Below are 12006 nucleotides of genomic sequence, written 5' to 3' on the forward strand. Positions count from 1 at the left end.
GTCGCGGGTTAAAAAGAGAATCTTACCGCTGTCCGGTTAACCCGCTGAGCGACGGTAATTTCCGCCTCGCTTCACGTTTAACGTAACCCCTTTTAGTAACATGGTTTTGAGTGATCTACATCACAGTTTTACCCGTCGAAAATCCGTGAGATAGAGCACAGGTTATTCCACTTACGTTGAAGTATGACGGGTATATATTCAGCCGTTAATCAGGATATCAAGATGAAAGATCTTTTCAGCTTACAAGGCAAACGTATTTTAATTACTGGCGCAGGACAGGGTATTGGTTTTGTCATGGCGCAGGGCCTTGCGCAATATGGTGCAGAAATTATTATTAACGATATTTCGGCATCACGCGCTGATGATGCGGTAATGAAATTACGCGATGAAGGCGCTACCGCACATGCAGCGGTATTTAACGTTACCGATGCTGATTCCGTAGAAAAAGCCATTAATCAAATTGAAAATGAAATTGGCGTAATTGACGTGTTATTTAATAATGCCGGAATTCAGCGCCGCCACCCGTTTACCGAATTTCCGGTACAGGAGTGGAACGACGTTATTTCGGTCAACCAAACTGCCGTATTTCTCGTTTCCCAGGCCGTCGCCAAACGCATGATTGGCCGCCAGCAAGGAAAAATCGTCAATATCTGCTCAATGCAGAGCGAACTCGGGCGCGACACCATAACCCCATATGCTGCGGCGAAAGGCGCAGTAAAAATGCTGACCCGCGGGATGTGCGTCGAGCTGGCGCGTTATAACATTCAGGTCAACGGTATTGCGCCAGGCTACTTTAAAACCGCCATGACCCAGGCGCTGGTTGACGATAAAGCCTTTACCGACTGGCTGTGCAAACGCACACCCGCCGCTCGCTGGGGTGACCCGCAGGAACTGGTCGGCGCAGCAGTATTTTTATCATCTAACGCCTCGAATTTTGTTAATGGCCATCTGCTGTTCGTCGACGGCGGAATGCTGGTCGCCGTCTGAACAAGGAGTTCACCATGGCAGGACAATGCATTATTTTGATGGGTGTATCCGGCACCGGTAAGACCACCGTCGGTCAGGCCCTGGCCCAGGCGCTTGGCGCGAAATTTATCGATGGCGACGATCTGCATCCTCGCAAAAATATCGTCAAAATGGCCGCCAGTCAGCCGCTTGATGACGACGATCGCCAGCCGTGGCTGGAGCGTATTGGTGATGTCATTTTCAGTCTCGGGCAGAAAAACGAGTCCGGCGTACTGGTGTGTTCGGCGCTGAAAAAGCGCTATCGCGACCAGCTGCGTGAGGGGAATCCCCATTTACGCTTCCTGTGGCTGACCGGCGACTACGACTGCATTTTGCAGCGTATGCAGGCGCGCAAAGGCCACTTTATGCCTGAAGCCCTGCTGCGCAGCCAGTTCGCTGCGCTGGAAACGCCAGACGCCAGCGAAAGCGACATTTTAGCCGTCGATATCGCTCCTGATGTCGCGAGCATTGTGGCGCACTCCATCACGCTACTCGACCATCATCAACGACAGGAGATCCCGGCATGATTATCGATACCTTAACCGCCGCCGCCAAAAATAGCTTTTATCCGTCGGTCATCCGCAAAGCACTACAGGCAGTTTTGCAACAGGAGCCGCACGCCCTGCCGCCGGGGAAATATACCGTTGATGGCGATAATCTGTTTTTTACCGTTGTTGAAGGCAGCACTAAACCACTGGCGGAGCAGCGCCCGGAATATCATCGTCAGTACATAGATATTCATATTGTACTGAAAGGCGAAGAGATTATCGGTGCCGGTAATAAGGGTCTGGAGATCGTTGACGATGGGCCGTTTAATACCGCGCATGATATTGGCTTTTGCCAGGCAATCAGCAGCGAAACGCTGATTCACCTACATCCTGAAGAGCTGGCGATCCTGTTCCCAGGCGAACTACACCGGCCCATGGCCGCGATGGATGCAGGCGCGCCGTTGCGCAAAATTATCGTCAAAATTGACTACGCCTTACTGTAAATCAACCGGCCCCGCCGCACTCCTCGCGGGGCCACGGATAACGCTTAGTTATCCAGTTCGTCCATCGATTTCACCTGATCGCGATTGATCTGCTCTGTGCGACCGGTTTCAGCATTTTTATAGGACACCAGCCCGGTATCATCATCTACCTGCGGTTTGCCATCGGTCACAATCGTTCTGCCATCGGTGGTTTTTAGGGACTGGTTTGTTGAACACCCGGCGATGGTAAACAGTGCAGCGGCGGTGAAAATTGCCGCAGTGAGTGGTTTGAATTGCATCGTGTTTCTCTCCCGTTATTCAGTCAAATTAATTATCACCCTAACCACTTTAGGCTAGCTGACTGAATCGGGAGAAAAAACCAGAACTCTCCGAAGTGGCGTTTTAGCTTGAAGCTCACCGCCGCGCATAAAAAAGCGCCTCCGGTGTCAACCACCGGAGGCGCTGTTACTGGCAGATTACATTACTTTTTAATCTGCGCGTGCATTTCCTGCACCGACGTCACCTTCTCCATCGCGTTGGCATTCAGCGCCATCGCCGTGGCGAAGCCGCCGTTCAGCGTGGTGTCGTAATGTACTTTGTACTGCAGCGCGCTGCGGCGAATAAGCTTGGAGTCTTCAATCGCCTGACGACCTGCGGTGGTATTGATGATGTAGGTATATTCGCCATTCTTGATGCGGTCCTGAATGTGCGGACGACCTTCATGCACCTTGTTCACCAGACGTGGGTTGATACCCGCTTCACCCAGCACAATCGCGGTGCCGTGAGTCGCATCCAGCTCGAAGCCAAACTTCAGCAGCTTAGCGGCCAGGTCCACCACGCGCTCTTTGTCGCCTTCGCGAACGGAGAGCAGCGCGCGGCCCTGTTTCTTCATCGTTGAGTTGCTGCCCAGTTGCGCCTTAGCAAACGCCTCCGCGAAGGTGCGGCCGACGCCCATCACCTCGCCGGTAGAGCGCATCTCTGGCCCTAACAGCGGGTCAACGCCCGGGAATTTGTTAAACGGCAGCACCACCTCTTTCACCGAATAGTACGGCGGGATGATCTCTTTAGTGACGCCCTGTTGAGCCAGAGTTCTGCCCGCCATCACGCGCGCCGCGACTTTCGCCAGCGGTACGCCGGTGGCTTTCGACACGAACGGGACGGTACGCGCTGCACGCGGGTTGACTTCAATCAGGTAGACTTCGTTGTTTTTGACCGCAAACTGCACGTTCATCAGGCCGCGAACCTGCAGCTCAAAGGCCAGCTTCTGCACCTGCTCGCGCATCACATCCTGAATTTCCTGGCTCAGGGTGTAGGCAGGCAGTGAACACGCAGAGTCGCCGGAGTGCACGCCCGCCTGCTCGATATGCTCCATGATGCCGCCAATCAGCACCATTTCGCCGTCGCAGATAGCGTCGACGTCAACTTCAACCGCATCGTCAAGGAAGCGGTCCAGCAGCACCGGCGCATCGTTAGAAACGCTGACAGCGGTCTGGAAGTAACGGCGCAGGTCGATTTCATCGTAAACGATTTCCATCGCCCGCCCACCGAGAACGTAGGACGGACGCACCACCAGCGGGTAGCCAATCTCTTTCGCTTTTTCGACAGCCATTTCGATGGCGGTCACGGTGGCGTTTGCCGGTTGCTTCAGCTTCAGACGGTCAACCGCCTGTTGGAAACGCTCGCGGTCTTCTGCACGGTCAATCGCATCCGGGCTGGTGCCGATAATCGGTACGCCTGCGGCTTCCAGCGCGCGCGCCAGCTTCAGCGGAGTCTGGCCGCCGTACTGCACGATAACGCCTTTCGGCTTCTCGATGCGCACGATTTCCAGCACGTCTTCCAGCGTCACCGGCTCAAAGTACAGGCGGTCGGAGGTGTCGTAGTCAGTGGAGACGGTTTCCGGGTTACAGTTGACCATAATGGTCTCGTAACCGTCTTCGCGCAGCGCCAGCGAGGCGTGTACACAGCAGTAGTCGAATTCAATGCCCTGACCGATGCGGTTCGGGCCGCCGCCGAGAACCATGATTTTGTCACGGTCAGCGGACGGGTTCGCTTCGCACTCATCTTCATAGGTGGAGTACATGTAGGCGGTGTCGGTGGCGAATTCCGCCGCGCAGGTATCCACGCGCTTGTAAACCGGGTGCAGGTCATACTGGTCGCGCAGCTTGCGGATTTCCGCTTCGCGCACGCCCGCCAGTTTCGCCAGACGCGCATCGGCAAAGCCTTTGCGCTTGAGCTGACGCAGGAAGTCGGCGTCGAGACCGGTAATACCGACTTCAGCCACTTTCTCTTCCAGACGCACCAGCTCTTCAATCTGTACCAGGAACCAGCGGTCGATATTGGTCAGGTTGAACACGCCATCAACGGACAGACCGGCGCGGAAGGCGTCAGCGATATACCAGATACGCTCGGCACCAGCATCTTTCAGCTCACGGCGAATCTTGGTCAGCGCTTCAGGGTCATCCAGGCTCACTTTCGGGTCGAAACCGGTCGCGCCCACTTCCAGACCGCGCAGCGCTTTCTGCAGGGACTCCTGCTGGGTACGGCCAATCGCCATGACTTCACCGACAGATTTCATCTGCGTGGTCAGACGGTCGTTAGCGCCAACGAATTTCTCGAAGTTGAAGCGTGGAATTTTCGTCACAACGTAGTCGATGGACGGCTCAAACGACGCCGGAGTACGGCCGCCGGTGATGTCGTTCATCAGCTCGTCGAGGGTATAACCCACCGCCAGCTTTGCCGCCACTTTGGCAATCGGGAAGCCGGTGGCTTTCGAGGCCAGCGCCGAAGAGCGGGAGACGCGCGGGTTCATTTCGATAACGATCAGGCGGCCATCTTTCGGGTTCACCGAGAACTGAACGTTAGATCCGCCGGTTTCTACGCCGATTTCACGCAGCACCGCCATCGAGGCGTTACGCATGATTTGGTACTCTTTATCGGTTAAGGTCTGCGCTGGAGCTACGGTGATGGAGTCGCCGGTATGGATGCCCATCGCATCGAAGTTTTCGATAGAGCAGACGATGATGCAGTTGTCGTTTTTATCACGCACCACTTCCATCTCGTACTCTTTCCAGCCGATCAGCGATTCATCAATCAGCAGCTCGTTGGTCGGCGAGAGATCCAGCCCGCGCTCGCAAATTTCTTCAAACTCTTCGCGGTTGTAGGCGATACCACCACCGGTGCCGCCCATGGTGAAGCTCGGGCGGATGATGCATGGGAAGCCAACGTCAGCGGCAACCGCCAGCGCTTCTTCCATGGTGTGCGCGATACCGGAACGCGCGGTGTCGAGGCCGATTTTCTTCATCGCGACGTCGAAACGGCGACGGTCTTCTGCTTTATCAATCGCGTCGGCGGTAGCACCAATCATGGTCACGCCGAACTCTTCCAGCACGCCCTGACGCTCCAGCTCCAGCGCGCAGTTCAGCGCGGTCTGGCCGCCCATGGTCGGCAGAACCGCATCCGGACGCTCTTTTTCGATGATTTTGCGTACCACTTCCCAATGAATCGGCTCGATATAAGTCGCATCGGCCATTTCCGGGTCAGTCATGATGGTCGCCGGGTTGGAGTTCACCAGAATGACGCGATAACCCTCTTCGCGCAGCGCTTTACACGCCTGCGCGCCGGAGTAGTCAAATTCACAAGCCTGGCCGATAACGATCGGACCAGCGCCAAGAATCAGGATGCTTTTTATATCTGTACGTTTTGGCATTTTGTTTGCTCCTGATTATTTTGCTGAAGAACGGTAGTGCTTAATCAATTCGATAAAGTGGTCGAACAGCGGCGCGGCATCGTGCGGGCCCGGGCTCGCCTCCGGGTGTCCCTGGAAGCTGAATGCCGGTTTGTCGGTACGATGAATCCCCTGCAGGGTGCCGTCGAACAGCGACTTGTGGGTCACGCGCAGGTTAGCAGGCATCGAGGCTTCATCCACCGCAAAACCGTGGTTCTGCGCGGTAATCATCACCACGTTGTTATCGATATCCTTAACCGGGTGGTTACCACCATGGTGACCAAACTTCATCTTGATGGTCTTCGCTCCGCTCGCCAGCGCCAGCAGCTGATGGCCGAGGCAGATGCCGAATACCGGAATCTCGGTTTCGAGGAACTTCTCTATTGCTTCGATGGCGTAGTCGCACGGAGCCGGGTCGCCGGGGCCGTTAGACAGGAAGATGCCGTCCGGATTCATCTTCAGCACCTCTTCAGCGGAGGTCTTCGCCGGCACTACCGTCAGACGGCAGCCTCGGTCGACCAGCATGCGCAGAATGTTGCGCTTAGCGCCAAAATCATAGGCCACAACGTGGAACGGCAGGTCGCTTTCTGCTTTGGCTTCCGGCAGGTCACCCGCCAGAGTCCAGCTACCTTGCGTCCAGCTGTAGGTTTCTGCGGTAGTCACTTCCTTCGCCAGATCCATCCCGTTCAGGCCCGGGAACGCTTTCGCTTTTTCCAGCGCCAGCTGCGCATCCGGGCTATCGCCCGCAATAATGCAGCCGTTCTGCGCACCTTTCTCACGCAGCAGACGGGTCAGCTTACGGGTATCGATATCGGCGATCGCCACGATGTTATGGCGCTTCAGATAAGAAGAGAGGTCTTCAGTATTGCGGAAGTTGCTGGCAATCAGCGGCAGGTCGCGAATGACCAGGCCCTGCGCATGTACCTGAGAAGATTCTTCATCGGCGGCGTTAGTGCCGACGTTGCCGATATGGGGATAAGTCAGAGTGACGATTTGGCGGGAATAGGAAGGATCAGTGAGGATTTCTTGATAACCGGTCATTGAAGTATTGAAAACGACTTCCCCAACCGCCGTGCCGGTAGCCCCAATGGCCCGACCGTGAAACTGGGTTCCGTCTTCCAGAACCAATAGCGCTGACTTAATCAAAACACCCTCCAGAGAATATCCACTCACTTTATTTGCATATTAATTCATAATGCAGATCTGAATCAATGCAAATCTGTTGCCCGCAGAATTTTGGCAAACGGCGGCATTCTGGAGAGATGGCGGGTAAAAGTCAACTTAAAGCGGATATTTTTAATCTCATTTCAGGAGACTATTCAGTAATACCTGTCTTAATGGGCAAAAAGATCAACTAACTCGCCTGGGAAAACGCTTGCGGGGCCGGATTATTGTAAAATTATTGAAGGGAGAACAAAAAAGTAGACCAGATGGTCAAAATTTACAATAAAACAACAAGAAACACGGAGATAACATAATATTTTGAAGCTTTGATGATAAAAATATAAAAATACTGGAAAAATAAAAAGGGCAATAAAATATTGCCCTTTGCAATCAATTACATATTGAATGCAATAACCACATCACGATGGGTAATAATCGTTATAAAGAGTTCAGTTCAAGCACATCACGCATATCAAAAAGACCGTTTTCTTTACCTTTCAACCATAATGCAGAGCGAACTGCACCATTTGCAAAAGTCATACGGCTGGAGGCCTTATGGCTGATTTCGATACGTTCGCCGATATCGGCAAACATCGCCGTATGCTCACCGACGATATCTCCAGCGCGTACAGTGGCAAAACCGATCGTGCCCGGCTCGCGTTCACCGGTGTAGCCTTCGCGACTGTAGACCGCACAGTCCTTCAGATCTTTATCCAGAGCACCAGCAATCGCCTCGCCCATTGCCAGCGCCGTACCTGATGGAGCATCGACTTTGTGACGATGATGCGCTTCGATAATTTCGATATCGGTGTAGTCGCCCATCACCTTCGCCGCCTTCTCCAGCAGCTTTAACATCACGTTGACGCCGACGCTAAAGTTGGCAGCAAACACAATGGCGATTTCCTGCGAAGCATCACGAATCGCCTGCTTCCCGGCATCATCAAAGCCGGTGGTGCCGATCACCATCCCTTTACCGTGTTGACGGCAAAAAGCGAGGTGGTTCAGCGTGCCTTCCGGGCGGGTAAAATCGATGAACACGTCGAAATCATCTTTTACCGCCTCAAGGCTGCTTTGCACCACAACGCCCGACTTACCCACGCCCGCCAGCTCGCCCGCATCGCTGCCAAGTAGTGAGGAGCCTTCACGTTCCAGCGCCGCGCCAAGCGCCGCGCCGTCCATTTGCTGTACCGCCTGGATTAACTGGCGTCCCATCCGGCCGCCCGCGCCCGCGATGGCCACGCGGATTTTTGCATCATGCATAGCTATTCTCTTTTGTTAACACTACGTAAATTGTTTTCAGAGTAACCAGCCCATCGATGAGCCGCTACTCAAAAACACCGATAATTAGAAATTTATGACAAACTGCCGCCGATATCAGTAAAAACTATACGATTGTGCCGGGAATCGGCCAAAGGGCAGTGAGAAGGGATGAACAAATGGGGGCTGGAACCCCGGTTCGGCCATTTGCAGGTCAATCCGGGGTCAGCTATCGATGAAAAACCGAGCAATTAATGCAGGAACAGCTCTCCTGGAGGAAAGCCATACAGGAACCAGGTCACCGCCAGCAGATCGGCACTGCCGCCAGGGCTAAGATGGCGAACAATCAGCTCATCATCCAGCTGACGCAGCGCTTCCAGCCCGCCGTCGGCCAGTACCCCACCTTCCCACAGCAACTTTTGCGCCTGCTGCTGAACAAAGTTGAGCCCTTCCAGCCCGCCGCGTGAAACCAGGTTGGTATCGTCATTCCACGCCATCAGATGCAGCAAGGTCTGTAATAACGCCAGATTGGTGTCGCCGGTATCTTCCATCACGCGATTAAATACCGGCATCGCCTGAGTGCGCACGGTACGAAAGCCGCTTTCAGCTTCACCCCGGGCACCAGATAGCCCGTAGCGCAGGAAATGCGCCTCGCCTTTGCTCACCTTCTTCCCTTCCGAGGCGGAAAGCTCGCGCCCAACCACGCCGCGACAGAATCGGGCAACCTGATCGCAAACCCGGTGCTGTTCAACCGGCTCCCCTCGGGCAACCAGCCTTCCTGCCGCCGCGCTGAGCAGGCCAAAAGCGAAGATCGCCCCGCGATGAGTATTCACCCCTCCGGTGACTTCCAGCATATCCGTCTCGCAGGCCATGCCCACCGGACGCAGCATCATCAGCACCTGTTCCGGTGTGATATTGGCCGTGTCGTGCCCCATAATGAAAAACTTCTCCATCCATGGGGCGACAACCGCCGTACTGGCTTCAAATGACGCCAGATCCATATCCTGATGCGCGCCGGTATTACGGATATCCACCAAGCCCGGCTTCGGCGTCAGGCGAACTTCCGTCAGCAGCGCCCGCTCCACGCGAGAAACGATATCCTCCGCCGCGACCGTTTGACGACTCAACTGGCGATGCTGGCTCATGATCACTTCGCTCATGCCTTCTCTCCTCGATGCGTTTAGCTGGCGGTTTTAACCTGATGAATCACGTCAATCACCGAACCATCGCGATAGCGCACGACGGCCACCACCCGATCGGTAAATTCGATCGACTCAGGTTTACCAGTCAGAAGCTCGGCGCGCTGTTGTAGCTCTTCAATAGTCATCAGCGGGATACCGGCGCTGCGCAGGTTATCGATCAGATCCTGACGCGCCGGATTCACGGCGATACCGTGGTCGGTCACCAGCACATCTACGCTGGCCCCCGGCGTGACGCGAGTCAGCACCTTCTCCACCACGCACGGAATGCGCCCGCGCACCAGCGGCGCGGTTATAATAGTTAAATCAGCCCCTGCCGCCGTATCGCTATGGCCACCAGATGCCCCACGCAGCACGCCGTTGGAGCCGGTCATCACGTTGACGTTGAATCCGGTATCAATTTCCAACGCACTCAGCATCACCACGTTCAGGCGCTCGCAGGAGATACCTTTAGAACTTGGGTTCGCGTACTGATTAGCAGAGATTTCGATATGGTTCGGGTTATTCGCCAGCGAACGCGCAGCATCGCCGTCGAAAGACTGGGTATCCAGCAGTGCTTTAATCAGACCCTTTTCATGCAGATCGACCATCGTGCCGGTGATCCCGCCCAGACCAAAGCTGGCGGTGATCTCATTACGACGCATCTTATCTTCGAGGAAGCGGGTTACCGCCAGCGACGCGCCGCCGGTACCGGTTTGCAAAGAGAAGCCGTCTTTGAAGTAGCCAGAATGTTCGATCACTTTTGCTGCCTGGCGGGCGATCAGTAGCTCGCGCGGGTTGCTGGTCAGGCGGATCGCCCCAGCGGTGATTTTCGCCGGATCGCCAACTTCCTCAACCTGTACGATCAGATCAACCTGATCCTGCGCGATACTAGCCGGGTAGTTCGGATAATCCACCCACTCTTCGGTCAGCAGCACCACGCATTTGGCCGCGTCAGCATCCACTTTGGCGTAGCCGAGCGAACCGCAGCGCGATTTGCCGCTAAAGCCGTTGGCGTTGCCATACTCATCGCAGCACGGCACCCCAAGGAACGCCACGTCAATATTCAGTTCGCCGGTTTGCACTAAATGCGCACGACCGCCGTGGGAGTGAATTTGTACCGGGTTTTCCATCAGGCCCGCGGAGATCTCTTCCCCGAGCTTACCGCGCAGGCCGGAAGTATAAATCTGGCGAACCACGCCATTTTTAATATGCTCAATCAGCGGCCAGTGGGCGTCAATCAACGAACTGGAAGCCAGCGTCAGATCGCGAAAGCCCATTTCCGCCAGCTTCGCCACCACCATATTGACCACCTTGTCACCGCCGCGAAACGCGTGGTGGAAGGAGATGGTCATGCCGTTTTGCAACCCGGAGCGGCGAATCGCCTCTTCCAGCGAGGCGCAAATTTTACGTTGGCGCTTTTCGCTTTCGCTGGCCAACCACGGGCTTTTCGCCGTCACGCCCGCATAGGGCTCTAATCCTTCCGGCACGACGTACTGTTGATTAAGCATTGCCACGGTCTCTTTCATTATTTCCCCCTTAATCACGAATGCCGGAAGCCGACAGCGCCACGACCTTGCGCGCATGATCGATAATCGGTCCATCTATCATCTTACCGTTCAGCGATACCACGCCCAGACCGCGCTCTTCCGCCTCTTCCGCCGCCGCGATAACTTCGCGCGCATGCTCGACGTCTTTAAGCGTTGGAGCATAAACCTGATGCAGCAGCTCAATCTGGCGCGGGTTCACCAGCGATTTGCCGTTAAAGCCTAGATTTTTCGCCAGATTCGCTTCCGCAAGGAAACCTTCTTCATTGTTGATATCCGACCACACCACGTCATAGGCCGCGATCCCGGCGACGCGGGCGGCGTGCAGCACCGCGCAGCGAGCATAAAACAGCTCGGTACCATCACCGCGGCAGGTGCCCATATCCATCACGTAGTCAAAGGCCGCCAGCGCAATGGCCGACAAACGCGGGCTGGAGCGGGCGATCTCGACCGCATTCACCACTCCAAGCGCCGACTCAATCGCCGCCATTAATTTGGTGCTGCCCACTTCCCGGCCACACTCGCGCTCAATGCGCTCAACGTGGGCTTCCAGCTCATGGATATCTTCTTTGCTATCGGTTTTCGGTAAACGGACCATATCCACACCCGCACGCACTACCGCTTCGAGGTCAGCAAGGCCAAACGGGGTATTGAGCGGGTTAATACGCACCACGGTTTCGACATCCCGATACAGCGGATGCTGTAGTGCGTGATGCACCAGCAGGCGGGCGGTATCTTTTTCACGCAGCGAAACGGCATCTTCGAGGTCAAACATCACCGCGTCTGCGCCGTAAACAAAAGAGGTGCTTAACATCGCGGCGTTGGCGCCGGGAATAAACAGCATACTGCGACGAGGTTTCATAGCTGGCTCCATTGCAGTTGAGATTGTTGCGCTGCGCGTAGCGCCGCTGCCTGAACGCGCGCCTTCAGTACGCATTCAAGCGCGCCTTTATCATCGACGACCACATTCGCCTGGGTAACACCAAGCTGCGCCAGAGTCTCTCTGACCACCTGCTCAATCGCCGCGCCAAACTGCTGCTTCACAATGCTGTCGATTTCAAGCTGGATGCCCGGCTCATTAGCAGGCCCGATCCTGACCATCACATCGCTGGATTCCAGCGTGCCGGCCAGGGCGTCAATCATTATTTCCATAGAGGCAGA

The 12006-nt window shown here is 55.3% G+C and carries 11 protein-coding genes; 3 read left to right on the forward strand and 8 right to left on the reverse strand.

From position 1 onward, the window contains the following. Positions 1-222 precede the first annotated feature (222 nt). Genes idnO through QVF11_RS04760 form a run of 3 tightly spaced genes read left to right on the forward strand, consistent with a single transcriptional unit; the run spans position 223 to position 1996 of the window. Positions 223-987: a gluconate 5-dehydrogenase gene (idnO, locus tag QVF11_RS04750; protein WP_112215569.1), complete on the forward strand. Its 765-nt coding sequence runs from the start codon at positions 223-225 to the stop codon at positions 985-987. Positions 988-1001: 14 nt separating this feature from the next. After that, positions 1002-1532 (forward strand): gluconokinase, encoded by a 531-nt coding sequence (locus tag QVF11_RS04755; protein WP_112215570.1) that lies wholly within the window; start codon positions 1002-1004, stop codon positions 1530-1532. Further along, a complete protein-coding gene (locus QVF11_RS04760; protein ID WP_112215571.1) occupies positions 1529-1996 on the forward strand; it encodes a NanQ anomerase/TabA/YiaL family protein in 468 nt (155 codons plus the stop codon). Before QVF11_RS04755 ends, QVF11_RS04760 begins: the two co-directional genes overlap by 4 nt. A gap of 44 nt (positions 1997-2040) precedes the next feature. On the opposite strand, the gene QVF11_RS04765 is transcribed toward QVF11_RS04760, so the two are convergent. The 8 genes from QVF11_RS04765 to citD form a co-directional block, all read right to left on the reverse strand. Further along, positions 2041-2274 (reverse strand): YgdI/YgdR family lipoprotein, encoded by a 234-nt coding sequence (locus QVF11_RS04765; protein ID WP_112215572.1) that lies wholly within the window; start codon positions 2272-2274, stop codon positions 2041-2043. A gap of 182 nt (positions 2275-2456) precedes the next feature. Then, on the reverse strand, positions 2457-5681 hold the full coding sequence (gene carB, locus QVF11_RS04770; RefSeq protein ID WP_287855353.1) for a carbamoyl-phosphate synthase large subunit: 3225 nt from the start codon (positions 5679-5681) through the stop codon (positions 2457-2459). Positions 5682-5696: 15 nt separating this feature from the next. Then, positions 5697-6845, reverse strand: coding sequence for a glutamine-hydrolyzing carbamoyl-phosphate synthase small subunit (carA, locus tag QVF11_RS04775; protein WP_112215573.1), 1149 nt, complete (start codon positions 6843-6845; stop codon positions 5697-5699). Positions 6846-7301: 456 nt separating this feature from the next. Continuing rightward, positions 7302-8123 (reverse strand): 4-hydroxy-tetrahydrodipicolinate reductase, encoded by an 822-nt coding sequence (gene dapB, locus QVF11_RS04780; protein WP_287855354.1) that lies wholly within the window; start codon positions 8121-8123, stop codon positions 7302-7304. 248 nt (positions 8124-8371) lie between these two features. Beyond that, the gene (gene citG, locus QVF11_RS04785; protein ID WP_375538818.1) at positions 8372-9265 is read right to left on the reverse strand and encodes a triphosphoribosyl-dephospho-CoA synthase CitG; all 894 of its coding nucleotides are present in this window, start codon (positions 9263-9265) and stop codon (positions 8372-8374) included. 35 nt (positions 9266-9300) lie between these two features. Beyond that, complete coding sequence (gene citF, locus QVF11_RS04790) at positions 9301-10827, reverse strand: citrate lyase subunit alpha (protein ID WP_181483641.1); 1527 nt, start codon at positions 10825-10827, stop codon at positions 9301-9303. Between the two features lie 10 nt (positions 10828-10837). Then, positions 10838-11707 carry a citrate (pro-3S)-lyase subunit beta gene (gene citE, locus QVF11_RS04795; RefSeq protein WP_112215576.1) on the reverse strand — a complete coding sequence of 290 codons (870 nt, stop codon included), beginning with the start codon at positions 11705-11707 and terminating at the stop codon, positions 10838-10840. After that, positions 11704-11997, reverse strand: coding sequence for a citrate lyase acyl carrier protein (gene citD, locus QVF11_RS04800; RefSeq protein ID WP_112215577.1), 294 nt, complete (start codon positions 11995-11997; stop codon positions 11704-11706). Before citD ends, citE begins: the two co-directional genes overlap by 4 nt. Between the last annotated feature and the right edge of the window lie 9 nt (positions 11998-12006).

Source organism: Klebsiella sp. (assembly GCF_027492335.1).
Lineage (GTDB): Bacteria > Pseudomonadota > Gammaproteobacteria > Enterobacterales > Enterobacteriaceae > Klebsiella > Klebsiella huaxiensis.

Coding starts and splice junctions, on each gene's coding strand:
- idnO (WP_112215569.1), top strand. CDS start 223: ATGAAAGATCTTTTCAGCTTACAAGGCAAACGTATTTTAATTACTGGC.
- QVF11_RS04755 (WP_112215570.1), top strand. CDS start 1,002: ATGGCAGGACAATGCATTATTTTGATGGGTGTATCCGGCACCGGTAAG.
- QVF11_RS04760 (WP_112215571.1), top strand. CDS start 1,529: ATGATTATCGATACCTTAACCGCCGCCGCCAAAAATAGCTTTTATCCG.
- QVF11_RS04765 (WP_112215572.1), bottom strand. CDS start 2,274: ATGCAATTCAAACCACTCACTGCGGCAATTTTCACCGCCGCTGCACTG.
- carB (WP_287855353.1), bottom strand. CDS start 5,681: ATGCCAAAACGTACAGATATAAAAAGCATCCTGATTCTTGGCGCTGGT.
- dapB (WP_287855354.1), bottom strand. CDS start 8,123: ATGCATGATGCAAAAATCCGCGTGGCCATCGCGGGCGCGGGCGGCCGG.
- citG (WP_375538818.1), bottom strand. CDS start 9,265: ATGAGCCAGCATCGCCAGTTGAGTCGTCAAACGGTCGCGGCGGAGGAT.
- citF (WP_181483641.1), bottom strand. CDS start 10,827: ATGAAAGAGACCGTGGCAATGCTTAATCAACAGTACGTCGTGCCGGAA.
- citE (WP_112215576.1), bottom strand. CDS start 11,707: ATGAAACCTCGTCGCAGTATGCTGTTTATTCCCGGCGCCAACGCCGCG.
- citD (WP_112215577.1), bottom strand. CDS start 11,997: ATGGAAATAATGATTGACGCCCTGGCCGGCACGCTGGAATCCAGCGAT.